We start from the raw sequence: 25874 nt of genomic DNA, 5'->3' as shown, positions 1-25874 counted from the left end.
GCGTGGTCCCACTTGATCGACTTCTGCGACACACGGGGAGCAACACATGAGTGTGACCGTTCTCGGCCTGGGTTCGATGGGCACGGCGCTGGCCGACGCCTTCCTGAAGGCCGGTCACCCGACCACCGTCTGGAACCGCTCGGCCGCCAGGGCCGACGCCCTCGTCGCACGGGGGGCCGTCCGCGCGGAGTCGGTACGCGACGCGGTCACCGCGAGCGAGCTGGTCGTGATCTGCGTGACGACCTACGACGACGTCCACGCCGTCCTCGACCCCGTCGTGGGCGACCTCGCCGGCCGCACCCTCGTCAACCTCACCTCCGGCACGCCCGAGCAGGCCAGGGCCGGTGCCGCGTGGGCGGCGGAGCACGGCGTCGGCTATCTCGACGGGGCGATCATGACGACCCCGCCGGGCATCGGGAGCGCGGAGTTCATGCTGCTCTACAGCGGCTCGCCGACCGCGTTCGCCGCGCACCGGGCCACGCTGGCGAGCCTGGGCGACCCCCTGGACCTCGGCGCGGACCCGGGCCTCGCCTCGCTCTACGACACGGCTCTGCTCGGCCTGATGTGGTCGGCGCTCAGCGGCTGGCTGCACGGCGCCGCGCTGACCGGCTCCGAGGGGGTGCCGGCGGGGGACTTCACGCCGGTGGCGATCCGCTGGCTGACCGCCGTCACCGGGTTCATGAGCACCTACGCGCCCCAGATCGACGCCGGTCACTACCCGGGCGACGACGCCACCTTGGACATCCACCTCGCGTCGATGGACCACCTCGTGCACGCGAGCGAGGCGGCCGGCCTGGACGTCGGGCTGCCGCTGCTGCTGAAGGCGTTCGTCGCCCGTGCGGTCGCCGCGGGCCACGGCGGCGACAGCTACGCGCGGCTGGTCGAGGTCGTCCGCGAGGGGGGCCGGGCATGAGCGCACCGGAGTCCACCGCGGCGTGGGCCTCTCTTGTCGTCGCGGCGGCCGAGGAGTGCACCGCCGTCCTGGAGGGGGCCGCGGCGAAGGACTGGTCCGTGCCCGCCGGGGGCCTGGACTGGTCCTGTCACGCGACGCTCGACCACCTGGCGCTCGGCCTCGTCGGCTACGCGGGGCTGCTCACCGCGAAGCCGGCCGACCGCTACATCGCGCTCTTCGCCTCGCTGGACCCGAAGGCCCCGGTCTCAGCCCGTCTGGAGGGCATCCGCATCGCGGCGTCGCTGCTCGCCGGCACCGTCCGGGGTGCGGGGGCGGGGGACCGCGCCTGGCACCCGTGGGGCCACTCCGACGGGCCCGGCTTCGCCGCGATGGGCGTGGTGGAGACCGTCGTCCACACCCATGACGTGGCGCGCGGCCTCGGGCTGGACTGGAGCCCGCCCGACGGCCTCTGCGCGCCCGCCATAGGACGGCTCTTCCCCGACGCCCCGGAAGGCCATGCCCCCGGCCGCACCCTCCTGTGGTGCACGGGCCGGGGCGTACTGCCGGGGCAGCCACGGCGGGAACAGTGGCAGTGGGACGGCGCGGTCCGCTGAGAGCGCGGCGCCCGGGCCGGCACCCTGACCGGCACCGGCGCTCTTGCGCCCGGCCGCGTCGCGGACCAGGGGCACACAGGCCAGCCCGGTCAGCAGGGCGATGGGGTGACCCCAGCTCGCGAGGGGGTCGACGAGTTCGATCAGGTCCTGGGCGCACATCGCGCCCGCCGCACCGAGCAGGGGCCACTTCCACCGGGGCCGCAGCAGCCCGGACAGCGCGCCGACGCACGCCATCAGCCCGAAGCTGATGCCGTAGTCCAGGCGGTGCATCGAGGCCGCGGGCAGCCGGCCCATGGCGACGGCGCCCGCCACCGGAAGCTCGGTCGCGAGCGTGGCCAGCACATGGCCGAGCAGGAAGACCCCGGCGGCACGCGCCCCGCCGACCCGCCGCTCCAGCGCGGTGACGACGAGCAGGAAGGCCACGCCGTAGAACGAATAGATCCCGCCCGCGATCCACAGGGCGCTGGCCACGAGGACGAACAGTGGCTGCTCGGCGAGGTGCGCCGCGTCGGTGCTGGACTCGCGGAGCAGCCGGTCGACCGTCGCCTGGTCACCGAAGTCGGTGTAGAGGGCGGTGCTGAGCAGGATCACGCCGTAGCCGAACGTGAACGGCGTGCCGACGGGGGTGGGCAGCAGCCGTGCGAGGCGGCGGAGGCGGGACGGCTGCCGGGAACGTGCCCCGCCGCTCGCGGTCCGCGCGCCGGGGGCCGAATCATCGGCGGGATCCACCACGGTCACTCGGCCGGGCCCCTTTCCACCGGGCTCTCCTGGGTATGCGCGGCGGCCGTGCGGCAGGCCCCTCGGAAAAGGCCGCGCATCGGTCGCCCCATGAACACTAAGGTGCGCCGTGGCCTGCCGGATCACCTCCGGCAGTGACCCCTGTCACCCCTGTCAACCGAATAACCGCGCACTGCGTCCGCCGAGCATCACCGCCCTCCCGGAGGCCCGCATGACCGTCCCGTACGTCCGGTACGACCACGACAGCGAGACCGCGCCCGTCACCGTCGAGCGCCGTGAGGGACCGTACGGCGAGGTGGTGCTCAGACGGCGCGGCGGCGGTGGCGGGGCGACCGGCGCGGTCTACGAGATCATCGCCAACGGCTGCTTCCTGATGGACACCTCCGACGGCCGTTCCGAGCGGCTGCTGGTCGACGCCGCGCTCGCCGCCCTGCCCGCCGGGCGCCCGGACCCGGCCGTCCTGATCGGCGGGCTCGGGGTGGGCTTCTCGCTCGCGCACGCGGCCGCGGAGCCGCGCTGGGGGCGCGTCACGGTCGTCGAGCGGGAGGGCGCGGTGATCGACTGGCACCGCACCGGCCCGCTCGCCGCGATCTCCGCCGACGCCCTCGCCGACCCGCGTACGGAGCTCCTCCACACCGACCTCGTCGCTCACCTCCGCACCGCCGACGCGACCTACGACGCGCTGTGTCTCGACATCGACAACGGCCCCGGCTGGACCGTCACGGAGGACAACGGCGGTCTCTACTCCCCCACCGGTCTCGCGGCCTGCCGGGCGCGGCTGACACCCGGCGGGGTGCTCGCCGTCTGGTCCGCGCAGCCCTCCGCGGAGTTCGAGAACGCCCTCCGGAATGCCGGGTTCGCCGGGGTTAGAACCGAAGAGATCACCGTTGCCCGGGGCGTCCCCGACGTCGTTCACCTCGCGGTCAAGGCCGCGTAGCCGTCCGCCGTCACCTGCCCGTACCCTGCTTGCCACAGTCGCAACGAGGCACAGGAAGACGCTAGGGGCGGGGCGCATGGAGCACACACACATCGGCCCGAGCGGCACCACAGCCTCCGCCGGGGCACAGCGGCGGGTCCTGGTCGTCGAGGACGACCGGACGATCGTCGACGCGATCGCGGCCCGGCTGCGGGCCGAGGGATTTCAGGTACGGACCGCCGGCGACGGCCCGGCGGCGGTCGACGCCGCCGAGGCCTGGCAGCCGGATCTGCTGGTGCTGGACGTGATGCTGCCGGGCTTCGACGGCCTGGAGGTCTGCCGCCGGGTGCAGGCACAGCGTCCGGTACCGGTACTGATGCTCACGGCCCGGGACGACGAGACCGACATGCTGGTCGGGCTGGGCGTGGGCGCCGACGACTACATGACCAAGCCGTTCTCGATGCGCGAGCTGGCGGCGCGGGTGCACGTCCTGCTGCGGCGGGTGGAGCGGGCCGCGCTCGCCGCGCACACCCCGCGCAGCGGCATCCTGCGCCTGGGCGAGCTGGAGATCGACCACGCGCAGCGAAGAGTGCGCGTACGGGGCACGGACGTGCATCTGACGCCCACCGAGTTCGACCTGCTGGTCTGTCTGGCCAACACCCCGCGCGCGGTCCTCTCCCGCGAGCAGCTGCTCGCCGAGGTGTGGGACTGGGCCGACGCCTCCGGCACCCGGACCGTGGACAGTCACATCAAGGCGCTGCGCCGGAAGATCGGGGCGGAGCGGATCCGCACCGTCCACGGCGTCGGGTACGCGCTGGAGACCCCGGCGGCATGACCGGCCCCCGAGTCGGCGACGGCCGTCGGCCGGGCCTGTGGAGCCGCGTCTGGGCGGCGTTGCGCCCGCTGGACCCCTACCGGTCGGTGAAGGCGGCGCTGGGCGCGCTCGTCATCGGCTCGGTGGTCATCACGACCTTCCTGGTCTTCGTCGCGATCCACTCGGCCACCGAGCTGCGGGTCATCACGATCTTCTCGATCATCGCCTCGCTGCTGATAACCCAGTTCGTGGCGCACGGGCTGACCGCGCCGCTGGACGAGATGACCGAGGTCACCCGGTCGATGGCGCACGGTGACTACACCCGGCGGGTCGGCGGCGGGCGGCGTGACGAGTTCGGGGACCTGGCCAAGGCCTTCAACCGGATGGCGGCCGACCTGGAGGCGGTCGACACCCACCGCAAGGAGCTGGTCGCCAACGTCTCGCACGAGCTGCGCACCCCGATCGCGGGGCTGCGGGCGGTGCTGGAGAACGTGGTGGACGGCGTCTCGGCCGCCGATCCGGAGACGATGCGCACCGCGCTGCGCCAGACGGAGCGGCTGGGGCGGCTGGTGGAGCAGCTGCTGGACCTGTCCCGGCTGGACAACGGCGTGGTGCCGCTGCACGCGCGGCGCTTCGAGGTCTGGCCGTATCTGGCGGGGGTGCTGAAGGAGGCCAGCATGGCGGCCGGCACCTCACCGCGCGCCCGCAAGGACGTGCATCTGCATCTGGACGTCCAGCCGCCGGAGCTGACCGCGCACGCGGACGCCGAGCGGCTGCACCAGGTGGTGGCCAATCTGGTCGACAACGCCGTCAAGCACAGCCCCCGGCACGGCCGGGTCACGGTCCGCGCCCGCCGGGGCGAGGGGCCGCAGTCGCTGGACCTGGAGGTCGTGGACGAGGGTCCGGGCATCCCCGAGTCCGAGCGGCACCGGGTCTTCGAGCGCTTCAACCGGGGCAGCTCCGGCCAGCAGGGTCCGGACAGCGACGGGGGTACGGGCCTGGGCCTGGCCATCGCCCGCTGGGCGGTCGATCTGCACGGCGGCAGCATCGGCGTGGCCGAATCACCACGCGGTTGCCGCATCCGGGTCACTCTTCCGGGCGGACCTTGAGAAGCGACTTGACGTAGGGTCGGTGGTGGAAGCACACATTCAGCGGAATGTGGGCAGGACTCGGCGAACCTGGAAGCCAGCGGGAGAAGCGGAACCCCGTCTGCTTCCCGCCATGTCATGCCCCGAAACCCGTCGATGAATGTGACTTAGGCGACGACTGGCCGGGGTGGCCTGCATAGAGTGCCCTGACAGGCGTAGCCTTTATTCCCGCTGTCCATCACCTTGTGAAGCGGAAGAGGGCGGTTGCCGCCGTGTCGCCACAGTCCCCCAACACCTCGAGCGTCTCGACCGACCAAGACGGGCAGGGCAAGAGCCCTGCCGACGTCTTCGGTCCCAATGAGTGGCTCGTCGACGAGATCTACCAGCAGTACCTCCAGGACCCGAACTCGGTCGACCGAGCCTGGTGGGACTTCTTCGCCGACTACAAGCCCGGGAAGGACACGGGGTCGGCAGCCGCCGCCCCGCCCGCCCCCCCGGGTGCCGCGCCCGCCGCGCCGGCTGCCCCGCAGGGCAAGCCCGCCGCCGCTGCCCCGGCAGCGCCTGCCGCGCCTGCTCCGCAGGCCGCCAAGCCCGCCCAGGCCGCTCCGGCACCGGCTGCCCAGCCGGCCGCGGCGAAGCCCGCCGCGCAGGCTCCCGCCAAGGCGGCGCCTGCGAAGGCTCCTGCGTCCGAGGCCCCCGCGGCCGAGGCCCCGCAGGGTCCCGAGTTCGTGACGCTGCGCGGTCCGTCCGCCGCGGTCGCCAAGAACATGAACGCCTCGCTGGAGCTGCCGACGGCCACGTCCGTCCGCGCCGTCCCGGTGAAGCTGCTGTTCGACAACCGCATCGTCATCAACAACCACCTCAAGCGCGCCCGGGGCGGGAAGGTCTCCTTCACCCACCTCATCGGCTTCGCGATGGTGCAGGCCCTCAAGGCCATGCCGTCGATGAACTACTCCTTCGCGGAGAAGGACGGCAAGCCGACGCTGGTCAAGCCGGCGCACGTCAACCTCGGCCTCGCCATCGACCTGGTGAAGCCGAACGGCGACCGCCAGCTGGTCGTCGCGGCCATCAAGAAGGCCGAGACGCTCAACTTCTTCGAGTTCTGGCAGGCCTACGAGGACATCGTCCGCCGGGCCCGTGTCGGCAAGCTGACGATGGACGACTTCACCGGGGTCACCGCCTCGCTGACGAACCCCGGCGGCATCGGCACCGTGCACTCCGTGCCGCGTCTGATGCCCGGCCAGGGCCTCATCCTCGGCGTCGGCGCGATGGACTACCCCGCCGAGTTCCAGGGCACCTCCCAGGACGCCCTGAACAAGCTGGGCATCTCCAAGGTCATGACCCTGACCTCGACGTACGACCACCGCGTGATCCAGGGCGCCGCCTCCGGCGAGTTCCTGCGCGTCATGAGCCAGCTGCTGCTCGGCGAGGGTGACTTCTACGACGAGATCTTCGAGGCGCTGCGGATCCCCTACGAGCCGGTCCGCTGGCTGCGTGACATCGACGTCTCCCACGACGACGACGTCACCAAGGCCGCCCGGGTCTTCGAGCTGATCCACTCCTACCGGGTCCGCGGCCACGTCATGGCCGACACCGACCCGCTGGAGTACCGCCAGCGCAAGCACCCCGACCTCGACATCACCGAGCACGGCCTCACCCTGTGGGACCTGGAGCGCGAGTTCGCGGTCGGCGGCTTCGCCGGCAAGGCGATGATGAAGCTGCGCGACATCCTCGGCGTGCTGCGCGACTCGTACTGCCGCACCACCGGCATCGAGTTCATGCACATCCAGGACCCCAAGCAGCGCAAGTGGATCCAGGACCGTGTCGAGCGCGGCCACTCCAAGCCCGAGCGCGAGGAGCAGCTGCGCATCCTGCGCCGGCTGAACGCGGCGGAGGCCTTCGAGACCTTCCTGCAGACGAAGTACGTCGGCCAGAAGCGCTTCTCGCTGGAGGGCGGCGAGTCCGTCATCCCGCTGCTCGACGCCGTGCTCGACTCGGCCGCCGAGTCGCGCCTGGACGAGGTCGTCATCGGCATGGCCCACCGCGGCCGGCTGAACGTGCTGGCCAACATCGTCGGCAAGTCGTACGCGCAGATCTTCCGCGAGTTCGAGGGCAACCTCGACCCGAAGTCGATGCACGGCTCCGGCGACGTGAAGTACCACCTGGGCGCCGAGGGCACCTTCACCGGTCTCGACGGCGAGCAGATCCAGGTCTCGCTGGCCGCCAACCCGTCCCACCTGGAGACCGTCGACCCGGTCGTCGAGGGCATCGCCCGCGCCAAGCAGGACGTCATCAACAAGGGCGGCACGGACTTCACGGTCCTGCCCGTCCAGCTGCACGGCGACGCGGCCTTCGCGGGCCAGGGCGTCGTGGCCGAGACGCTCAACATGTCGCAGCTGCGCGGCTACCGCACCGGCGGCACCGTGCACATCGTGATCAACAACCAGGTCGGCTTCACCGCCGCCCCGGAGTCCTCGCGCTCGTCGATGTACTGCACCGACGTCGCCCGGATGATCGAAGCGCCGATCTTCCATGTGAACGGTGACGACCCGGAGGCCGTGGTCCGCGTCGCGCGGCTCGCCTTCGAGTTCCGCCAGGCGTTCAACAAGGACGTCGTCATCGATCTGATCTGCTACCGCCGCCGGGGTCACAACGAGGCCGACAACCCCTCGTTCACCCAGCCGCTGATGTACGACCTGATCGACAAGAAGCGCTCGGTGCGCAAGCTCTACACCGAGTCCCTCATCGGTCGCGGCGACATCACCCTGGAAGAGGCCGAGCAGGCCCTGCAGGACTACCAGGGTCAGCTGGAGAAGGTCTTCACCGAGGTCCGCGAGGCGACGTCCGCGCCGACCGCCGCCGAGGTCCCGACCGCGCAGGCCGAGTTCCCGGTCCCGGTGAACACCGCGATCTCCCAGGAGGTCGTCAAGCGGATCGCCGAGTCGCAGGTCAACCTGCCCGAGCACGTCACCGTGCACCCGCGGCTGCTGCCCCAGCTGCAGCGCCGCGCGGCCAGCGTCGAGGACGGCACGATCGACTGGGCCATGGGCGAGACCCTCGCCTTCGGCTCGCTGCTGATGGAGGGCACCCCGGTCCGGCTCGCCGGCCAGGACTCCCGCCGCGGCACGTTCGGCCAGCGTCACGCGGTGCTCGTCGACCGGGAGACCGGCGAGGACTACACCCCGCTGATGTACCTCTCCGAGGACCAGGCCCGGTACAACGTCTACGACTCGCTGCTCAGCGAGTACGCGGCGATGGGCTTCGAGTACGGCTACTCGCTGGCCCGCCCGGAGTCCCTGGTGCTGTGGGAGGCCCAGTTCGGTGACTTCGTCAACGGCGCCCAGAGCATCGTCGACGAGTTCATCTCCTCCTCCGAGCAGAAGTGGGGCCAGACCTCCGGCGTCACGCTGCTGCTGCCGCACGGCTACGAGGGCCAGGGCCCGGACCACTCCTCGGCCCGTGTCGAGCGCTTCCTCCAGCTCTGCGCGCAGAACAACATGACGGTCGCGATGCCGACCCTGCCGTCGAACTACTTCCACCTGCTGCGCTGGCAGGTCCACAACCCGCACCACAAGCCGCTCATCGTCTTCACCCCGAAGTCGATGCTGCGTCTGAAGGCCGCGGCGTCGTCGGCGGACGAGTTCACCAGCGGCAGCTTCCGCCCGGTCATCGGTGACGACACGGTCGCCACCGACGACGTGCGCAAGGTCGTCTTCTGCTCCGGCAAGGTCTACTACGACCTCGTCGCCGAGCGGACCAAGCGCGGTGCGAACGACACGGCCATCATCCGCATCGAGCGGCTGTACCCGCTCGCGGGTGCCGAGCTCCAGGCGGAGATCGCCAAGTACTCGGGCGCCGAGAAGTTCGTGTGGGCCCAGGAGGAGCCGGCGAACCAGGGTGCCTGGCCGTTCATCGCGCTCAACCTGATCGACCACCTGGACCTGGCTGTCGGCGCCGACATCCCGGCCCGGGAGCGACTGCGGCGGGTCTCCCGCTCGCACTCCTCCTCCCCGGCGGTCGGCTCGGCCAAGCGCCACCAGGCGGAGCAGGCGGCCCTGGTCGCCGAGGTCTTCGACATCTGACCTCGACCGCCCCTGGGGTAACGGACACCGGGCCCCCACCGCCGACCGACGGCGGTGGGGGCCCGGTCCCGTTCCGGCAGCTCAGGCGGCCGCGACGCCGAGTGCCGCCGGTCTCGGCATCCACCGGCTGAGGTGGTGGGCCGTCCGCGAGATCAGCAGGGCCGCCGAGTGGTCGGACCGGGCGCGGGCCTTGTCGGAGGGGGTGCGGGCCTGCGGGAGGCCGGGTGGCAGCAGGGCGCCGTAATCGGTGAAGCGGCGGGTGCCGCAGGCGTCGCAGCGCTCCTCGCCGCCGACGGAGGTCCAGCCGTCGGCGTGGGCACAGTTGTTCATGATCCGGCCGATGGTCCTCATGCGTCCGCCCTGACGGTGGCGTGGGTGGCGAGCCAGTGTGCACGGGCGTCGGCGCTCGCCTGGGGCCGTTCGACGTCCGATGCCTTGCGCCAGGCGTCCTCCAGCGCGGCGCAGTCGGGACACCCGCTCAGGTACGGGCGCAGCCCGGCGGCATTGCGCTCGTCGCGGGTCGCGAGCCGTAGGGCGGTGACGGGGACCTCCCACGCCGTGCCGCCGCCGGGCGTCCGGACCCGTACGCGGGTGTCCGTCCCCCCGATGACCTGGGCGATTCTGTTGTCGCGGATGTCCACGACGTAGGCACCGTTTCTGTACGTCATCACGCAACGCCTTCCGTTCGCTGGCTCACGAAGGAAACGTACGGATGCCAGAAATCCCGGACCAGCCACGGAACGTGGTAGTTCGCGGAGACCGCGACGCCAACTACCACGCTACGTAGTAGTTAGCTGCTGACGCCCAGGTGGGAGGCCATGTCACGCATGTCCTGAGTCAGGGTGCGCTTCCGTGACGCAAGGAGGTCGCTCATGACGTAGCGAGCCATGGGCTGGTGCTTCAGCCACTCGCCGGAGGTGTGCCGGAGCTGTTTGAGTTCCGCCAGGGCGTCCTCGTGGGAGCCCAGGGAGACGTGTGCTTTGGCCACGTCGAGACGATGGCGCGACCAGCCGTTCACTCCTGGGCTGCCATATGCGCCGATGGCCCGCTGACTCAGCGGTCCTTCATCGGCGCGGCGTAGCACCCCTCGCGCGTCGCCCGCGATCGACAGGTCCTCGACAACCTTCAGTTCCGTTGTCACGGGGCCGAAGTTTCCCCAGCTCTGACCGAAATTCGAGAATTGCCTACCGAGCGCGCTGGCAGCGGTGCCCGCCATTCTGCGCGCTTCCTTGGCCACGTCAGGGCGGTTGTTGCGCACGGTTGACGATGCGACCCGTAGCCACAGCTCTCCCCAAACGGCCAGATGGCCCGGACTGGCATCCGAGATGCGGGGTTCCAGCTCTGCTGCGGTAACGCCGGCGAGTTCTTCGCTCTCGTCGAATCGGTCCTGGCGCAGCAACAGCCAGCACATGCCGACCACGCCTGTGGCGGTGGTGAGTGTCCGGCCCGTCTCACGGGCGAGCCGGATGCCCTCGACAAGCGCGTAGTACGCCATGTCGTATTGCCGGACCTGTGTGAGGTATTTTCCCGCCAGCAGCAGCGCGTGTGCCCGCACGATCTTTGCCTGCAGCCGCTGCTTGCCCTCTGCGACGACCACGGACGCTTCGCTGGCCCGGAGCAGACCGGGAAGCTTCTTCGCGACAGAGCCGTACCGGTCCGCCTGATAGAGCGCGTCGCCATCCGCGATCTCCCGTCGCAAGACGGACAGTTCGGCAGCCGCCCCCAGATCGGTGACAGGCGTGCCACCGAGTCCGACCGGCGGCATCAGCGCCTTCCGCAGTTCCACCAGATAGCGCCGGTTCGCCTCATCGCCGACGACCGGCTCCGGCGCCTCCGTCGTGAACAGTGCCGAGGTCGTCACGCCGAGCGCACGCGCCAGCGCGTGCAACGTCTCGACGCGTGCGTCACCGCCCTGCTCGATCTTGCGTACGACGCCGACGGAGAGGCCCGACTCGTGGGCCAGCCCCTCCTGGCTGAGGCCCGCCGCGCGGCGGAACTTGCGGATGTTGTCTGCCAACCCTGATGACATAACCCTCACCATCCCTCCCCAACGAGGCTACGCCGACAGGGCACTTGGCCGTACCGAGTCGGCGTTCGAGTCACCCTGGCCCTCCCGGTCGTAGCGGCGCAGCGAGGTCCTGGCCGAGGGTGCCGGGTGCACGCCGCCTATCCTGGGCGGGACCGTCCGCCCACCCCTGACCATCACTGACGGAGATCACGTTGTACTTCACGGACCGCGGCATCGAGGAGCTGGAGAACCGGCGGGGCGAGGAGGAGGTCTCCCTCGGCTGGGTGGCTGAGCGCCTGCGTGAGTTCGTCGACCTCAACCCGGACTTCGAGGTGCCGGTGGAGCGCCTGGCGACCTGGCTGGCCCGCCTGGACGACGAGGACGACGACGACCTGTAGGGACAAACCGGGAGGCGGGGCGGAGCCCCGGTTCTACATCCGCTCGCGCCACCGGTCGTAGGCCAGGGTCAGTACCCCATCCGCCGCCAGCGCCCAGCCCGCCGCCGCCCAGCCCCGGCGCCCGGCGCGGCGGGCGCAGAGGGCCAGCGAGACACCCGCCGCTATCTCCGCCGCGCCGCGAACCCGCGCCTTGGGGCCGCGCGACCACGCGCCCAGCGCACCCCGCTCGGACTCGTCAAGCCCAGTCCGCAGGGCCTCCCGCCAGCCCGGCCATTCGACGGTTTCGGTGGCGGGCAGCGCCGCGGCCGCCTCGCGCAGCAGGGGGGCGTCCGTGCCCGGCGCGAGGCCCGTCGCGAGGTGCAGGCCCGCGCGGGCGAGGACCGCCACCAGGCCCAGTGCGCGGGCGGGCGCGTCGAGGTCCGGGTCCGGCGCGGTGAGCCGGTCGAGCGCCGCCCCGTCGAGCACGGGGTCGAGGCCGAGCCGGGCGCGCAGGGCCGTCATGGCCTCCTCCGCGCCGGGCGGCTGTGTGCCGTCCGCGTGCCAGGTGTGCGAGACCGTGCGGCGGAAGGCCGCCGCCACCACGAAGCCCGCTTCCGCGCCGTCCCACCACAGGCCGACGACCGGCCATGATTCGGCGACGGTCAGCGCCTGCGCCCAGTCGGCCGTCAGTACGGACAGCTCCTCGTCCTCGTCCCGCCAGGAGTCCGCGCCGGGGACGAGCGCGCTCCATTCCTCGCCCGCCGGGGCGAGGAGCAGGGACATGCCGAGGAGCTGGGCGGAGGGGCGGACGCGGTCGGGCTCGGCCCGGCAGAGCAGCAGGACCCCTGCCGCCGGACGGTGATCGGTAGCTGACATGCGTCAACGCTATGCCACCCGGGTGACACTTGACTTCCGCTAACCGCGATATATCGTGTTGGCCAATAGACGCGATATGTTGCGAGGAGGCCCGGGATGCCGGATGGGTCAGACCGAACGGACCAGTCGCACTGGTCACTCGACGCCCCACGGACGCTCACCTTCGAGGAGCCGGTCACGGCCCTGAACGTGCGGCTCGTGGGCGGCACGGTCAATGTCGTCGGCGCCGGCACCGGCCCCGCCCGGCTGGAGCTGTCCGAGATCGACGGCCGGCCACTCGTCGTCAGTCTCCAGGAGGGCACGCTCACCGTCGGCTACGAGGACCTGCCGTGGCAGAACTTCCTCACGTGGTTCGACCCCCGGGAGTGGAGCCGCTCCGCGACCGTCACCCTGACCGTCCCCGCCGCCACCCGGGTCGAGGTCGGCGTCGTCACCGCGAGCGCCGTCGTCTCCGGGATCTCCGGGCCCACGGACATCCGCGGGGTGGGCGGCGACACCACGCTCGTCGGGCTGACCGGGGCCGTACGGGCCGAGACCGTCACCGGGCGCCTGGAGGCCCAGTCCCTCGGCGGCGATCTGCGCTTCCACTCCGTCTCCGGCGATCTCACGCTCGTCGACGGCTCCGGCGGCACCGTCAAGGCCGAATCCGTCAGCGGTGACGTGGTGGTCGACCTCTCCCCCACCGCCCAGTGCCCGGACCTCGACATCACCAGCGTCTCCGGCGAGGTCGCCGTCCGGCTGCCGCACCCCGTCGACGCGGAGGTGGACGCGGGCACCGCGAGCGGCAAGGTCTCCTGCGCCTTCGAGGACCTGCGGATCAGCGGCCAGTGGGGCGCCCGGAAGATCACCGGCCGGCTCGGCACCGGGCACGGCAAGCTCAAGGTCACCACCGTCTCGGGCTCGGTCGCGCTGCTGCGCAGGCCCGTGGACCCGGGCAACGGCCCCGCCGATGTCCCCGCTCAGGGAAAGGTCCTCTGATGCCTCCCGTCTTCGCCCACGGCCGACTGCGCCTGTACCTCCTCAAGCTGCTCGACGAGGCGCCCCGCCACGGCTACGAGGTCATCCGGCAGTTGGAGGAGCGCTTCCAGGGCCTGTACGCGCCGTCCGCCGGCACGGTCTATCCGCGGCTGGCCAAGCTGGAGGCCGAGGGCCTCGTCACCCACACCACCGAGGGCGGCCGCAAGGTCTACTCCCTCACCGACGCCGGCCGCGCCGAGCTCGCCGACCGCCGGGGCGAGCTGGCCGAGCTGGAGCTGGAGATCCGCGAGTCCGTCTCCGCGCTCGCCGCCGACATCCGTGAGGACGTCCGCGGCGCCGCCGGTGATCTGCGGCGCGAGATGCGGGAGGCCGCGCTCCGGGCCCGTACGGCCGCCCCCGGGGCGGCCGAGGGCCAGCCCACCGACTACTTCGCGGGGGCGAAGGAGGAGTTCCGGCGCGCCAAGGAGGAGTGGCGGGAGCAGGCCCGCCGGGCGAAGGAGGAGGCCCGCCGCGCCCGCCAGGACGCCCAGCAGGCCCGCCACCAGGCCCAGCAGGCCCAGGACCGCACCCGCGAGGAGGTGCGGCGCGTCAAGGAGCGCGTGGAGGAGCAGGTCCGCGAGCACATGCGGCACGGCGACTGGCCGACGGGCCTGGTCGAGGGCGTCAACGCGCTCGCCAGGGAGCTCGGTGCCCTCGCCGGCCAGGGCCGGACGCACCGCGGTCCGGACGTCGCGCCCGACGTCACGGCGGAGCGGGAGGACGGGCCCGGCCGACAGGAGCCCGCGTGGGCCTCGGCCGACGACTCCCTCTCCAAGGACCCCGCCCGCGACCTCGACCGGCTGCTCGACCGCTTCCGTGACGACGTCCGCGACGCGGCCCGCGACCACGGCGTGACCCCCGAGCAACTGGCCTCGGCCCGGCGGCACCTGGCGGTGGCGGCCGCCCGTATCGACGCGCTGCTGAAGCCGGAGTCTCAGGGCTGAGCCGACCGCGCGCCGGCCCGTACGCGTACGGGCCGGCGTCGGTGTCCTACTCGTCCCGCACGCAGGGGAACGCGCCGCCCGGCCCCCAGGACGTCCGCTCGTCCTGGCTGGCACGGAACCCGCACTCCAGCGCCACTTCCGGCCCCGAATCGGTGTCGTGCAGCATCAACAGCCGCTTGTTCACGGGCACTTTGCCGTTGCGGTCGAAGGCCAGCACCCCCGTGGCACCGCGCTTGCCGTCCGGGCCGCCGACGCCCCGCACCAGGGACTGCTGCACCGTACCCAGCCCGAACGGCGCCGAACCCGCGTCCTGACGGGCCGAGTTGACGGCGGAGCCCAGCAGCCGCAGCGCGTCCCAGGCGAGCGGGGCGTGGCCGTCGTTGCCCCACAGGTCGTCCGCGCCGTAGGCCTTGCGGTACTGATCGCGGAAGCGGTCGCCCATGACATTGGGCGAATGGCTCCTGGGCAGCGCGTGCGCCGCGTAGTACAACCGCACCCGGGGGTGCAGGGCGCTGGGGTGCTGCGCGTCGACGACCGCGTTGGTGATGTCGTTGCCTCCGACGACCGTCAGCCGGCCGTCACACCCCGTGCCACCGGCGAACTCCTCCAGGAACGCGCTGAATTCGGTCGGCCGTGCCGCCCAGTACACCACCGTGCGCGGATCCTCCTGGATGCGCTCGCAGACCCTGAACGCCACCTCGGCCAGCGTGCTCGCCGACTCGACCCGGTCGCCCGACGCGGGCGGAACGGGCTCCCGGCCGGGCTCCGCGGTGTACCGGATCGTCCGCGCACCCGCGAACTCCGCCATGAACAGCTCGCTCAGATTGGCGCTGTAGCTGTCCGTGGGGTCCGCGACCACGACCGCCGAGCGGGCCGGAGCGCACGTCCCGGCCGAGGTCTCCACGATGTTGCCGCGGCGGGCGAGGTCCGCGGCGATCCGGGCCTCGCGCCGGTTGTCGGGCGCCACCTGTCGGTACATGCCGTGCTGCTGCATCTCCAGCGCGGTCGCCGTGGTGCCGATCACGGGCAGTCCCGCGTCGCCGAGGATGTCCCGGGCAGCCATGGTGTCGGCGCGGCTCTGCCCGAGGCCGACCACGCCCATGATCTCCTGATCGCCCTTCCGCTCCGCCATCTCCCGTACGAGCTCCCCGGCCACCTTCGGGGCGTTCGAGAAGCGCGGGCCCGCGTCGAGGACCCGCACCCGGAGCCACACCTTGCGGTGCACGTCCTTGGCGGCCTCGCTGTTGAGCTGTTCCTGGGCAAGGGCGATGCCGCGCAGCTCGGGGATGGCGCCGCTGTACAGACCGTCGTTCCAGTTGTCGACGGTCACCGGGATGCCGAGGTAGACGACGGTCCGGATCACCGTGTCGGCCCGCTTGGCGGCCTTCTCGGCCTGCTTGTTCTGCTCGTCGATGGCTTCCCGCGCCCGCGCGTACAGCTCCTTGGGGCTCTGCTCGGGGAGCCGGCCCGGCGCGGCCGACTCCGGCATGCTCACCGACGCGCCGAGGCATCGGTCGCTGGCCGGGTCGACGAGGTACACCACCGCCAGGTAGGCCAGCAGCGACAGTGCCACGACCCCGGCCACCGCCATGACGGACGCTTCCGCCCGCGGCGCCAGATCGGAGTACACCCGGCGGGGCTGGATCTCCGGATAGCCGCGCAGCCGGCCCTCGGCCTCCTGGTCGGGCTCCCCGGCCAGCGGTTCCACGCCCACGGCGACCGCCCGCCCGCGCCCCCGGCCGGGGCTTCGCGCCCAGGAGTCGATCGTGGTCGTCGCCATGGCGAGGCTCTGCGGGGTGTCCGGACCGGCCCGGCCCACCGCCAGCAGGACGACGGCGGTGCTGCCCGTCTGCTCGACCGCCTGCGGGAAGCCGCGCACCACGCTCTCGGTGACCGAGCCGGGTGCGCCCTCGCGCGGGAGGACGAGGACGAAGCGGCTGCGCCGGCGCCTGGCCCAAGGGGAGAGCCGGGGGCCGCGCGCCGCCGCCTCCAGATCGTCGAGCAGCGCGCACAGCAGCGCGTCCTCCCGCTCCGCGACGACCGCTTCGTGGTGGCGGAAGAAGTTCCCGCGGCCCGAGGGGACCCGGGCCCAGCGGCGGAACCAGCCGCCCTTGCGCATCATGCGGCGCCCCGCGCGGAAGCCGTACAGCCAGCGCGGCAGCAGCCCGAACAGCGGGTGGCGGGCCCAGTGCCAGATCCAGGCCGCGATGTTTCCCGGCGTCTGGTCACGGCCGCCGATCGCGTGCAGCGCCTTGAGGACGTGGGAGTCCTTGCGGCGTTCCGCGTAGCACTGGTCGCGCAGCTCCCGGGCCCGCACCGGCGCTTGGTCCTCCAGGGAGGAGGCGGCCGCGAAGGCCCGCATGAGCCGGTAGCGCGGCAGCTTCAGCCGGCCGAAACCGCCGGGCCGGTTGTCGCGCAGGCCGTCCTCGATCTGCTCGAAGACGTCCCGGGTCCGCTGCCGGTCGCCGCGCGGCCGGGACTCCTGGATCCGGGCGTACGGGACGAGCGCGCGGCCGCGGACCCGCAGCCGCAGACACTCGCCCTCCGCTATCTGCTCGGCCTCGTCGCCCCGGCCCTGCTGGACGAGGACGATCCTGGCGGAGGGGCCGCGGCGCCCGGGTGGCACCAGGATGAGCTCTTCGAGTGCGGTGACGAAGTCCCCTACGGAAGGGACAGGTGGAATCGATGAGGACATGGCTTCACCCCCGAACGGCCCGTCGCCGGGCCGCCACAGTCCTTGAGCACCGATGTACGAGTACGTGCACGACTACGCGTGCGATGACGCTTGTATGACTACGTCGATTGACGGGGCGCTCGCCCCGAGCCTTCCATCATCCTCAGCGCCCGGGCGCAGCGCCACCGCACCGGCTCACTCCGCTTCGCGTCCTGCCGTGACCACCACCGAGATCGGCGCACCGTCGCGCGGCGCGCCGTGCACGCGCACCGTGCCGCGCTCCCCCGGCGGGATGTCCCGGGTCCTGGTCCGGGCCGGGCCGGTCACGGTGATGTGCCAGCCGCGCGGGGCGGGCGGCAGGGACAGTTCGGTGGTGCCCGGCCGACGCGGCAGATACGTCAGGCGGTAGGCGGGGGCGGCCGGTTCGTAGGACTCGGTGATGACGGTGCCGGCGACGCCGGGGGCGTACGGGCGGGCCGTGCGCTCCTTGTTCGTACGGAAGCGGCCTTCGGCGTCCAGGGCGCAGTAGCCACCGCCGTAGCACCAGGTGTAGCCGGCCCAGCCGGAGGTGTAGCGGGCCAGGGAGGCGAGGGCGTCGTCGTAGAAACGGCCCATGTTCGGCAGGGAGTTGTTGAGCGGTCCCCATTCGCCGACGACGACGGGGACGCGCCGCTCACGGGGGTAGCGGGTCACGGCCGCCTCGTAGTTCTCGATCCACTTCGCGGCCGGGTCGTAGTCCCGCCCCGCCTCCATGGCGGCGTTGTAGAAGTGCGGGGCATAGACGACCTTGGGGTCGGCCACACGGCCGAGGCCGGTCGGTACGCCCTCGCCGACGATGGGGGTCGGCTCGACGAACAGCCAGTGCCGGCGGTCGACCTGCCGGATGGCGGCGGCGAGCCGGTTGTACATGGGGGTGATCTGTTCGGCCTCGATCCGGCGGGCGGCGGCCGGCAGGTCCTCGCCGGGGCGGAGCCTGCCCATCGGCTCGTTGATGAGGTCGTAGCCGAGCACGGCCGGGTGGTGGGCGAGGCGCCCGGCGAGCACCCGCCACATCCGGGCCTGGGCGCGGCGCAGGTCCGCGTCCTCGTAGAGGTGCTCGAAGGCGGCCTGCACGGCGGGTTCGAAGTACTCGGCGAACCAGTCGTCGGGGTGGGGGGTGTAGGGCAGGCCGTCGGTGCGGGTGGCCCACTCGGGGATGCCGCGGTGGCTGCCGAAGGCGGGGCCGAAGACGTCCTGGTGGGCGTCGATCACCACCCGGACGCGGTGGGCGTGTGCCCAGTCCAGGACCCGCTCGATCTTCGCGAGGTAGCGCTCGCTGTAGTGGCCGCGGCGGGGTTCGAGGTCGTCCCAGAAGACCAGCAGCCGCGCGGTGTTGAAGCCCCGCGCGGCCAGGTCACGGAAGTGCCGCTCGGTGATGTCGGACAGGGCCGAGGCACCGCGGTGGTTCTTGTCCTCGACATTCCAGCCGCGCAGGGTGAGCACCCGGCCGCGCTCGTCGGTCAGCTTCGGGATGTCGGCCTGGCGGGCCGCGGCGGGCACGGGGGCCGTCGCGGTGAGAATCGCGGTGAGAACGGCGAGAACGGTGAGTTGAGCCCCGGGCTTGCGCATGACCCTCCGGAGGATTCCGGACGGCCCGGGCAGCCCTAGACCGTCAGCACGATCTTTCCGAACACGTCTCCGTCGGACATCTTCTCGAACCCTTCCCGCGCCCGGTCAAGGGGCAGGACGGAGTCGATGACGGGCCGCACGCCCGTCGCGGCGCAGAAGGACAGCAGGTCGGCCAGCTCGTCCTTGGTGCCCATCGTCGAGCCGACGACCTTCAGCTCCAGGAAGAAGATCCGGTTGAGCTCGGCGGCCTTGGGGCTCGGCCCGCTGGTCGCGCCGGAGATGACGAGGGTGCCGCCGGGCCTCAGGGACTTGACCGAGTGCGACCAGGTGGCGGCGCCGACGGTCTCGATGACGGCGTCCACGCGCCGCGGCAGCCGTGCCCCCGGCTCGAACGCGTCCTCGGCGCCCAGCTCCACGGCCCGCTCCCGCTTGGCCGCGTCGCGGCTGGTGGCGAAGACCCGCAGCCCGGCCGCCGCGCCCAGCGCGATGGCGGCGGTGGCGACACCGCCCCCGGCGCCCTGCACGAGGACGCTCTGGCCGGGGCGCACCCCGGCGTTGGTGAACAGCATCCGGTACGCGGTCAGCCAGGCGGTGGGCAGACAGGCGGCCTCCTCGAAGGACAGCTCCTTCGGCTTGGGCAGCACGTTCCACGTGGGCACGGCGACCCGCTCGGCGAAGGTGCCCTGATAGCGCTCGGTGAGGATGGAGCGCTGCTCGTCCGGCCCCACGCCGTGGCCGCTCTGGCCGATGACGGAGTGGAGGACGACCTCGTTGCCGTCGTCGTCGGTCCCGGCGGCGTCGCAGCCGAGGATCATCGGCAGCGCCTCCTCGCCGAGCCCCACGCCCCGCAGCGACCACAGGTCGTGGTGGTTGAGCGAGGCGGCCTTGACGTTGACGGTCGTCCAGCCCGGCCGCGGTCCGGGCTCGGGGCGCTCCCCCAACTCCAGGCCGCTGAGCGGCTGGTCACGGTCGATGCGGGCGGCATAGGCGGCGAACATGATCCGAACCTAGCCCCGGGGGCGTCCCCGGCGGAACCACGCGACGGTGTGACACGCGCCGCGTCCCTCGCGCACCGTCCACGGCTCCCTCACACAACGACCGTATCCGCGGCCGAGTGCGGCCGTTCCGCGTTGACCCCGGGGCGGGTGGGGGGATTGGCTTCGCAGGTCCGTACAAATGCCGTACGGGCTTTCGCGAGGGGGGAAACATGCGTCGTCTCAGACGTACCGCCGTACTGGCGGCGATATTAGGCACCTGCGCCACAGCTCTGCCCGTGGCGCAGGCCGCGGCCGCCGGGGAGGGGCGGCGGGCGACGGGCGCCGAACGGGTGAGCGTGACCGCCGCCGGCGAGCAGGCGGACGGCGAGTCCTACGGGCCCGTGATCAGCGGCGACGGGCGCTTCGTCGCCTTCGTGTCCTGGGCGGCCAATCTGGCGCCCGGTGGCAAGGCCGAGTCCCAGGTCTATGTGAAGAACCGGTCGACCGGCAGGCTCCAGCAGGTCAGCGTGACCACGGACGGCACCCGGGCCGACGGCGCGTCGGGCGCCCCGTCGATCAGCGCCACCGGGCGGTACGTCGCCTTCGAATCGTTCGCGCGGAACCTGGCCCCCGGCGGGAATCCGGATCCGGGATCCGATGTCTACGTCCGTGACCTGTGGACCGGACGCACCGAGCTGGTGACCGGGGACAAGCCGTCGACGCGCGGCTCGTCCTCCGCGCCGGCCATCAGCGCCGACGGCCGCTACGTCGCCTTCGCCTCGACCCGCGACGACCTCGTCCCTGGCGACACCAATCTCCGCTCGGACGTCTTCGTCCGGGACCGCTGGAAGGGCACCACCAAGCGGGTCAGTGTCAGAAACGACGGCACCCAGGTGCGTCTTGCCTCCGTCCAGCCGGTGATCAGCGCGGACGGCAGCAAGGTCGGCTTCCGCGGCAGGGGGCTGACGGACGCCCCCGAGCCGCCGTTCGAGCCGCCGTCCGATTCGACGTCCGAGCCGACGGCCACCGGCTTCCGGCCGCCGTCGTCCAACGAGTTCTATGTGCACGACCAGCGCACCGGGCGGCTCGAACTGGCGGCCCACGACCGCGACGGCCGGCCCGCACCGGTCGGCGGCTTTCAGCTGAGCCCCGACGGCCGGCACGCGCTCTTCACCAGCCGCTCGGCCACGGTCGTGGAGGGCGACAGCAACAACCGCGCCGATGCCTTCGTCAAGGATCTGCGCACCGGCGTCACCCGGCGCGTCAGCCTGGCCCACGACGGCGCGCAGGCCGACGGCCACACCTATGGCGACCCGGTCATGAGCGCCGACGGCCGACGGGTGTTCTTCGTCTCCACCGCCACCAACCTGGTCCCCGGCGACACCAACGAGGGCGTCGCCGACGTCTTCGTCCGCGATCTGCGCACCGGTGCCGTCGAACGGCTCAATGTGGCGTCCGACGGCTCCCAGGACAACGGCGGCGTGGTCACCGTCGCCGCCGATCTGCCGGGCCGGACCGCCGTCTTCGAGAGCTCCGGCGACAGTCTCGTCCCCGGCGACACCAACAAGGTGACCGACGTCTTCCTGCGGCGCGTCCGGTGACGCCGTCCGCAGCACCCCGGAAGGAGCAGATCATCATGGACTGCCTCAGACGCGCCACCGTGGTGGCGGCGATCGTGGGCACCTGCGCCACGGCCCTGCCTGCCGCCTCGGCGGCGGCCGCGGGCACAGCGCCCCGGCCGCACACCGAGCGGGTGAGCGTCGCCGCCGACGGCACCCAGGCGGACGAGGAGTCGCTCAGCGGGGGCGTCAGCGCCGACGGCCGCTTCGCCGTCTTCGAGTCCAGGGCGAGCACCTTGGTGCCGGGCACGACGCCGGGCAGCCGCCATGTGTACGTCAAGGACCTGCGCAAGGGCGGGATCGAGCTGGTGGACGTCGCGAGCGACGGCACCCCGGCCGCCGCGCCGTCCTACAACGCCTCGATCAGCGGGAACGGGCGGTACGTCGTCTTCTCGTCGGAGGCCGCGAACCTCGCCCCGGGCCAGAACCCCCCGGGCGGGCTCGATGTCTTCGTCCGTGACCGCAGGACCGGCCGCACCGAGGTCCTGGTCAGGAACGACGCGCAGGTGCGCGCCACGAATTACGACCCGTCCATCAGCGCCGACGGCCGCTACGTCGCCTTCGCCTCCAGCCGTGACGACCTCGTTGCCGGCGACACCAACGGGGTGACGGACATCTTCGTCAAGGACCGTCAAAAGGGCACCGTCAAGCGGGTCAGCGTCGCCACCGACGGCACCCAGGCGGACGCCTTCTCCGCCCAGCCGGTGATCAGCGCGGACGGCAGCCGCGTCGGCTTCAAGAGCGCCGCCCACAATCTGTACCCCACGCCGCAGCCTCCCGAGCTGCGCCGGCCGCATCCGCGGGCCCGCGCCTTCTACACGCACGACCTGCGGACCGGGCGCACCCACCTGGCCGCCCACGCGGCGGACGGCGGGACCGTGGCGGTCATCGGCGGCATCGGACTCAGCCCCGACGGGCGGTACGCGCTGTACTCGTCGATCTCCTCGTCCATCGTGCCGGACGACACCAACGGAGCCACGGACGCGTTCCTCAAGGACCTGCGCACGGGCGCCACGCGGCGGATCTCGCTCGCCCCCGGCGGCGCCCAGGCCAACGGCGGCTCCAACGACGGCGCGGTCATGAGCGCCGACAACCGGAGGGTGTACTTCACCTCCGCGGCGAGCAATCTGGTCCCCGGGGACACGGGTGGCCAGCAGGACGTGTTCGTCCGCGACCTGCTGACCGGCACCGTCGAACGCCTCAATGTGGCGCCCGACGGCGCCGAGGACACCGCGGGAGCGAGCGGCGTCTCGGTCGACCGCACGGGCCGGACGGTGCTCTTCGGCAGCCGCGGCGACAATCTGGTGCCCTCCGACACGAACCGTCTGCACGACGTGTTCGTACGCCGACTGAAGTGACGCGAGCGCCCTGCGGGCCGTCTGTGCCGCCTGCGGCGGCGAGCGCCCTGCGGGCGCGTCCTCAATCGCCGGACGGGCTTAATAAGCCCGTCCGGCGATTGAGGACACAGCACAGCAGCCCGTCCGGCGCTTGAGGACACCGCCGCGCAGCGGAGGTGCACCCGTCAAGGCCGCCGGCGAGGCGCTAGCGGCGCGCCACGCCCTCCGCGCGCGCGGCGGCCGCGACGGCGGCCGTCACCGCGGGGGCGACCCGCTCGTCGAACGGCGACGGGATGACGCACTCGGCGCTCAGCTCGTCGGCGACCACCGCGGCCAGCGCCTCGGCGGCCGCGAGCTTCATGCCCTCGGTGATCCGCGAGGCGCGGACCTGGAGGGCGCCCGCGAAGATGCCGGGGAAGGCGAGCACGTTGTTGATCTGGTTCGGGTAGTCGCTGCGGCCGGTCGCGACGACGGCCGCGTACTTGTGCGCGACGTCCGGGTGGATCTCCGGGGTCGGGTTGGCCATGGCGAAGATCAGCGCGTTCTTCGCCATCCTCGCGACCGCCTCCTCCGGGACCGTGCCACCGGAGACGCCGATGAAGACGTCCGCGCCGTCCAGCGCGGCCGCGAGCGTCCCGGAGCGGCCCGCCTTGTTGGTGAAGCCCGCGAGCTCCCGCTTGACGTCGGTGAGGTCGTCGCGGTCCTGCGAGACGACGCCCTTGCGGTCGCAGACGGCGACGTCGCCGATGCCCGCCTCCACCAGGATCCTGGCGATGGCGACCCCGGCCGCGCCCGCGCCGGAGATGACGGCGCGCAGCTGGCCGAGCGCACGGTCGGTGACCCGCGCGGCGTTGCGCAGGGCGGCGAGCGTGACGACGGCGGTGCCGTGCTGGTCGTCGTGGAAGACCGGGATGTCCAGCCGCTCCTGGAGCTTGCGCTCGACCTCGAAGCAGCGCGGCGCGGAGATGTCCTCCAGGTTGACGCCGCCGAAGGAGGGCGCGAGCCGGACGACGGTCTCGACGATCTCGTCGACCTCCCGGCAGTCGAGCGCGATCGGCACCGCGTCCACGCCGCCGAACTGCTTGAAGAGGATCGCCTTGCCCTCCATCACGGGCAGGGACGCCTCCGGCCCGATGTCACCCAGCCCGAGCACCGCGCTGCCGTCGGTGACGACGGCCACGACCTGGGACTTCCAGGTGTAGTCGTGGACGAGCTCGGGGTGCTCCGCGATCGCGCTGCACACCTTGGCGACGCCCGGCGTGTAGGCCAGGGACAGATCGTCCTTGTCACGCACCGGGACGGTCGACACGACCGCCATTTTGCCGCCTCGGTGCAGCGCGAAGGCCGGATCGAAGAACTCGTCCCGAGTCTCGTCCGTGCTCTTGTCGCTGGGAGGATTCACGATCTCCGCTGCCACTTTCTTGACCCCTTTGTCGAATTGCAGTCGAGGGTAGCCGCCCCTGGTTTTGAGGGCGGGTCGGGCATCACGTCCGTACCGGTCCGGCGGATGGGCCGCACGGGCGGTGTCGCGCGGGGGGTGGTGCCGCGCGAGGGATACGGACGCCGGGCACGCGCACCGCGCACGCGCCCTGAGCCCCGGGTGAGGGGTGTAACTGGCTTTTCTATCAAATGAGCGCTACGGCCGACGAGTGAGATCGGCCGCTGTGTGCCACGGCACGCCCACCTCTCGGCGAAAACCGTGTCAACTGGTGCCGGAAGTCCACGGAGTGAGACAAGCGGTGCGTGATGTGCGTCTCATGCCTGTCTCAGACCAAAGGGGAACACGGTCGTCCACTCGTAAGAACACCCCGGTACCGCACGTCGATCACCCGTTATCCGATTTTGACCTGGCTAGCCCCCCGAACGGTGCAGTCCAGATGGCAAGATGCCCCAACCGCACGAGGTCGCGACACCCGCTGTCGTGTGCTTGTCGATCTCGGCGCCGATCCCATGTGACCAGCGAGAACATTCGGCTATCCCCTCACCCGCAGGAGGAACCAGCAATGACCGCAAGCTCCATCCATCGCCCGGCTGCCGCCAGGAGTCGTTTGGCCGCCGCCGGCGCGATCGCGGTCGCCGGCGCTCTCCTGCTGACCGGTTGTGGTGATCAGCGGAACAAGACGACCGCCGGTGGCGACCAGACCGTCAAGGGCTCCTCGGCCCCCCTCTTCTCGAAGCTGCCGAAGAACATCCAGGACGCCGGGGTCGTGAAGGTCGGCTCCGACATCGCCTACCCGCCGGTGGAATTCAAGAAGGACGGCAAGGTCGTCGGTCTCGACCCCGACATCGCCGCCGCGCTGGGCAAGGAACTCGGCGTGAAGTTCGAGTTCAACAACGGCACCTTCGACTCGCTGCTGATCGGTATGCGCTCCAAGCGCTACGACATCGCGATGTCCGCGATGACCGATTCCAAGGACCGGCAGAACGGCGTCGACTCCAAGACCGGCAAGAAGATCAGTGAGGGCGTCGACTTCGTCGACTACTTCACCGCCGGTGTCTCGATCTACACCAAGAAGGGCGACACCAAGGGCATCGACTCCTGGGACGACCTCTGCGGCAAGAAAATCGCGGTCCAGCGCGGCACCGTCTCGAACGACCTGGCCAAGGCCGAGTCCGAGAAGTGCGAGAAGGACGACAAGGACGCCATCGAGATCGAGGCCTTCGACACCGACCTGGAGGCGCAGACCCGCCTCAAGGCCGGTGGCGTCGACGCCGTCTCCAGCGACTTCCCCGTCGCCGCCTACGCGGTGAAGACCTCCGGTGGCGGCAAGGACTTCGAGACGGTCGGCGAGCAGGTCGAGGCCGCTCCCTACGGCATCGCCGTCTCCAAGGACAACACGCAGCTGCGGGACGCCATTCAGGCGGCCCTCGACGCGATCATCAAGAACGGTGCGTACGAGAAGGTCATCAAGACCTGGGGCGTCGAAGCCGGCGCCGTCAAGGAAGCCAAGATCAACGGCGGTTCCTGACCCTTACCCTCCCCTCGTACGGCACGCTGAAAGGCCATACCCGTGACTGCTTCTTCCGATAAGCCAGAGCCCGAAAAGCCGGGTCCGGACTCCCCCGAGCCGGAGAACAAGGACGCCGCGAAGGCGGCTGAGAAAGCCGCCGACAAGCCCGCCGGCAAGCCCGCTGACGAGGCTGCCGACAAGGACGCCGCCGAGACGCCCGCCGACGAGACGCCCGTCGACGCGAAGCCCGCCGACGCGGCTTCCGACGAGAAGGCTTCCTCCGACGGCAAGGCCGGCGAAGAGAAGGCCACCGAGGCGAAGGCCGCCGACAAGCCGTCGCTC

20 protein-coding genes and 1 pseudogene are annotated in these 25874 nt (G+C 71.8%); 12 read left to right on the top strand and 9 right to left on the bottom strand.

Annotation, left to right across the window (positions count from 1 at the left end; all coding sequences use genetic code 11):
• Positions 1 to 46 precede the first annotated feature (46 nt).
• Together AB8O64_RS24620 and AB8O64_RS24615 are read left to right on the top strand one after the other, a co-directional pair.
• The gene (locus AB8O64_RS24620; RefSeq protein WP_370421442.1) at positions 47 to 913 is read left to right on the top strand and encodes an NAD(P)-dependent oxidoreductase; all 867 of its coding nucleotides are present in this window, start codon (positions 47 to 49) and stop codon (positions 911 to 913) included.
• Positions 910 to 1506 carry a maleylpyruvate isomerase N-terminal domain-containing protein gene (locus AB8O64_RS24615; protein ID WP_370421440.1) on the top strand — a complete coding sequence of 199 codons (597 nt, stop codon included), beginning with the start codon at positions 910 to 912 and terminating at the stop codon, positions 1504 to 1506. Before AB8O64_RS24620 ends, AB8O64_RS24615 begins: the two co-directional genes overlap by 4 nt.
• 66 nt (positions 1507 to 1572) lie before the next feature.
• Here AB8O64_RS24615 and AB8O64_RS24610 read toward each other — a convergent pair.
• A pseudogene (locus tag AB8O64_RS24610) lies at positions 1573 to 2235 on the bottom strand (rhomboid-like protein); the annotation flags it as partial.
• Between the two features lie 220 nt (positions 2236 to 2455).
• On the opposite strand from AB8O64_RS24610, the gene AB8O64_RS24605 reads away from it, so the two are divergent.
• The 4 genes from AB8O64_RS24605 (at position 2456) to AB8O64_RS24590 (ending at position 9144) form a co-directional block, all read left to right on the top strand.
• The gene (locus AB8O64_RS24605; protein WP_370421438.1) at positions 2456 to 3181 is read left to right on the top strand and encodes a spermidine synthase; all 726 of its coding nucleotides are present in this window, start codon (positions 2456 to 2458) and stop codon (positions 3179 to 3181) included.
• 76 nt (positions 3182 to 3257) lie between these two features.
• The gene (locus tag AB8O64_RS24600) at positions 3258 to 3995 is read left to right on the top strand and encodes a response regulator transcription factor (RefSeq protein WP_130879895.1); all 738 of its coding nucleotides are present in this window, start codon (positions 3258 to 3260) and stop codon (positions 3993 to 3995) included.
• Complete coding sequence (locus tag AB8O64_RS24595; protein WP_370421437.1) at positions 3992 to 5083, top strand: sensor histidine kinase; 1092 nt, start codon at positions 3992 to 3994, stop codon at positions 5081 to 5083. The genes AB8O64_RS24600 and AB8O64_RS24595 overlap by 4 nt, the downstream gene beginning before the upstream one ends.
• A gap of 251 nt (positions 5084 to 5334) precedes the next feature.
• Complete coding sequence (locus AB8O64_RS24590) at positions 5335 to 9144, top strand: multifunctional oxoglutarate decarboxylase/oxoglutarate dehydrogenase thiamine pyrophosphate-binding subunit/dihydrolipoyllysine-residue succinyltransferase subunit (RefSeq protein ID WP_370421435.1); 3810 nt, start codon at positions 5335 to 5337, stop codon at positions 9142 to 9144.
• A gap of 81 nt (positions 9145 to 9225) precedes the next feature.
• Here AB8O64_RS24590 and AB8O64_RS24585 read toward each other — a convergent pair whose 3' ends face one another.
• From AB8O64_RS24585 to AB8O64_RS24575, 3 genes are all read right to left on the bottom strand, one after another.
• The gene (locus tag AB8O64_RS24585) at positions 9226 to 9495 is read right to left on the bottom strand and encodes a DUF6255 family natural product biosynthesis protein (RefSeq protein WP_370421434.1); all 270 of its coding nucleotides are present in this window, start codon (positions 9493 to 9495) and stop codon (positions 9226 to 9228) included.
• Positions 9492 to 9812, bottom strand: coding sequence for a hypothetical protein (locus AB8O64_RS24580; protein ID WP_370421433.1), 321 nt, complete (start codon positions 9810 to 9812; stop codon positions 9492 to 9494). The genes AB8O64_RS24585 and AB8O64_RS24580 overlap by 4 nt, the downstream gene beginning before the upstream one ends.
• A gap of 122 nt (positions 9813 to 9934) precedes the next feature.
• Complete coding sequence (locus tag AB8O64_RS24575; protein WP_370421432.1) at positions 9935 to 11161, bottom strand: helix-turn-helix domain-containing protein; 1227 nt, start codon at positions 11159 to 11161, stop codon at positions 9935 to 9937.
• A 203-nt stretch (positions 11162 to 11364) separates the two neighbouring features.
• Here AB8O64_RS24575 and AB8O64_RS24570 point away from each other — a divergent pair, with 203 nt between their 5' ends.
• On the top strand, positions 11365 to 11550 hold the full coding sequence (locus tag AB8O64_RS24570) for a DUF6104 family protein (RefSeq protein ID WP_301892376.1): 186 nt from the start codon (positions 11365 to 11367) through the stop codon (positions 11548 to 11550).
• A 33-nt stretch (positions 11551 to 11583) separates the two neighbouring features.
• Here AB8O64_RS24570 and AB8O64_RS24565 read toward each other — a convergent pair whose 3' ends face one another.
• Entirely contained in the window at positions 11584 to 12405 is an 822-nt protein-coding gene (locus tag AB8O64_RS24565) for a hypothetical protein (RefSeq protein WP_370421430.1), read from the bottom strand.
• Positions 12406 to 12501: 96 nt separating this feature from the next.
• Here AB8O64_RS24565 and AB8O64_RS24560 point away from each other — a divergent pair, with 96 nt between their 5' ends.
• Both AB8O64_RS24560 and AB8O64_RS24555 read left to right on the top strand, forming a co-directional pair.
• Positions 12502 to 13383 carry a DUF4097 domain-containing protein gene (locus AB8O64_RS24560; protein ID WP_370421429.1) on the top strand — a complete coding sequence of 294 codons (882 nt, stop codon included), beginning with the start codon at positions 12502 to 12504 and terminating at the stop codon, positions 13381 to 13383.
• Positions 13383 to 14366, top strand: coding sequence for a helix-turn-helix transcriptional regulator (locus tag AB8O64_RS24555; protein WP_370421427.1), 984 nt, complete (start codon positions 13383 to 13385; stop codon positions 14364 to 14366). The genes AB8O64_RS24560 and AB8O64_RS24555 overlap by 1 nt, the downstream gene beginning before the upstream one ends.
• Positions 14367 to 14412: 46 nt before the next feature.
• Here the strand turns inward: AB8O64_RS24555 and AB8O64_RS24550 are convergent, their stop codons facing one another.
• From AB8O64_RS24550 to AB8O64_RS24540, 3 genes are all read right to left on the bottom strand, one after another.
• On the bottom strand, positions 14413 to 17061 hold the full coding sequence (locus AB8O64_RS24550; protein WP_370421425.1) for a hypothetical protein: 2649 nt from the start codon (positions 17059 to 17061) through the stop codon (positions 14413 to 14415).
• 174 nt (positions 17062 to 17235) lie between these two features.
• On the bottom strand, positions 17236 to 18648 hold the full coding sequence (locus AB8O64_RS24545) for a cellulase family glycosylhydrolase (protein WP_370421423.1): 1413 nt from the start codon (positions 18646 to 18648) through the stop codon (positions 17236 to 17238).
• Positions 18649 to 18683: 35 nt separating this feature from the next.
• Positions 18684 to 19646: a zinc-binding dehydrogenase gene (locus AB8O64_RS24540; RefSeq protein ID WP_370421421.1), complete on the bottom strand. Its 963-nt coding sequence runs from the start codon at positions 19644 to 19646 to the stop codon at positions 18684 to 18686.
• Positions 19647 to 19855: 209 nt separating this feature from the next.
• Here AB8O64_RS24540 and AB8O64_RS24535 point away from each other — a divergent pair, with 209 nt between their 5' ends.
• Positions 19856 to 21226 (top strand): TolB family protein, encoded by a 1371-nt coding sequence (locus AB8O64_RS24535; protein ID WP_370421419.1) that lies wholly within the window; start codon positions 19856 to 19858, stop codon positions 21224 to 21226.
• A gap of 35 nt (positions 21227 to 21261) precedes the next feature.
• Complete coding sequence (locus AB8O64_RS24530; protein WP_370421417.1) at positions 21262 to 22602, top strand: TolB family protein; 1341 nt, start codon at positions 21262 to 21264, stop codon at positions 22600 to 22602.
• Between the two features lie 184 nt (positions 22603 to 22786).
• Here AB8O64_RS24530 and AB8O64_RS24525 read toward each other — a convergent pair whose 3' ends face one another.
• A complete protein-coding gene (locus AB8O64_RS24525) occupies positions 22787 to 23998 on the bottom strand; it encodes an NADP-dependent malic enzyme (RefSeq protein WP_130879884.1) in 1212 nt (403 codons plus the stop codon).
• 586 nt (positions 23999 to 24584) lie between these two features.
• Here AB8O64_RS24525 and AB8O64_RS24520 point away from each other — a divergent pair.
• Positions 24585 to 25550, top strand: coding sequence for an ABC transporter substrate-binding protein (locus AB8O64_RS24520; RefSeq protein WP_370421415.1), 966 nt, complete (start codon positions 24585 to 24587; stop codon positions 25548 to 25550).
• Positions 25551 to 25874 lie beyond the last annotated feature (324 nt).

The sequence above is a fragment of the Streptomyces sp. QH1-20 genome (genome assembly GCF_041283565.1).
Lineage (GTDB): Bacteria > Actinomycetota > Actinomycetes > Streptomycetales > Streptomycetaceae > Streptomyces > Streptomyces syringius.
Note: the sequence above shows the minus strand (reverse complement) of the source record. Positions and strands in the feature narration are given on the sequence as shown.

Excerpts from the sequence above, each read along its gene's own strand:
- AB8O64_RS24620 (WP_370421442.1), top strand. The coding sequence starts at position 47 with ATGAGTGTGACCGTTCTCGGCCTGGGTTCGATGGGCACGGCGCTGGCC.
- AB8O64_RS24560 (WP_370421429.1), top strand. The coding sequence starts at position 12,502 with ATGCCGGATGGGTCAGACCGAACGGACCAGTCGCACTGGTCACTCGAC.
- AB8O64_RS24530 (WP_370421417.1), top strand. The coding sequence starts at position 21,262 with ATGGACTGCCTCAGACGCGCCACCGTGGTGGCGGCGATCGTGGGCACC.
- AB8O64_RS24605 (WP_370421438.1), top strand. The coding sequence starts at position 2,456 with ATGACCGTCCCGTACGTCCGGTACGACCACGACAGCGAGACCGCGCCC.
- AB8O64_RS24585 (WP_370421434.1), bottom strand. The coding sequence starts at position 9,495 with ATGAGGACCATCGGCCGGATCATGAACAACTGTGCCCACGCCGACGGC.
- AB8O64_RS24540 (WP_370421421.1), bottom strand. The coding sequence starts at position 19,646 with ATGTTCGCCGCCTATGCCGCCCGCATCGACCGTGACCAGCCGCTCAGC.
- AB8O64_RS24595 (WP_370421437.1), top strand. The coding sequence starts at position 3,992 with ATGACCGGCCCCCGAGTCGGCGACGGCCGTCGGCCGGGCCTGTGGAGC.
- AB8O64_RS24555 (WP_370421427.1), top strand. The coding sequence starts at position 13,383 with ATGCCTCCCGTCTTCGCCCACGGCCGACTGCGCCTGTACCTCCTCAAG.
- AB8O64_RS24535 (WP_370421419.1), top strand. The coding sequence starts at position 19,856 with ATGCGTCGTCTCAGACGTACCGCCGTACTGGCGGCGATATTAGGCACC.
- AB8O64_RS24550 (WP_370421425.1), bottom strand. The coding sequence starts at position 17,061 with ATGTCCTCATCGATTCCACCTGTCCCTTCCGTAGGGGACTTCGTCACC.
- AB8O64_RS24545 (WP_370421423.1), bottom strand. The coding sequence starts at position 18,648 with ATGCGCAAGCCCGGGGCTCAACTCACCGTTCTCGCCGTTCTCACCGCG.
- AB8O64_RS24600 (WP_130879895.1), top strand. The coding sequence starts at position 3,258 with ATGGAGCACACACACATCGGCCCGAGCGGCACCACAGCCTCCGCCGGG.
- AB8O64_RS24520 (WP_370421415.1), top strand. The coding sequence starts at position 24,585 with ATGACCGCAAGCTCCATCCATCGCCCGGCTGCCGCCAGGAGTCGTTTG.
- AB8O64_RS24615 (WP_370421440.1), top strand. The coding sequence starts at position 910 with ATGAGCGCACCGGAGTCCACCGCGGCGTGGGCCTCTCTTGTCGTCGCG.
- AB8O64_RS24565 (WP_370421430.1), bottom strand. The coding sequence starts at position 12,405 with ATGTCAGCTACCGATCACCGTCCGGCGGCAGGGGTCCTGCTGCTCTGC.
- AB8O64_RS24580 (WP_370421433.1), bottom strand. The coding sequence starts at position 9,812 with ATGACGTACAGAAACGGTGCCTACGTCGTGGACATCCGCGACAACAGA.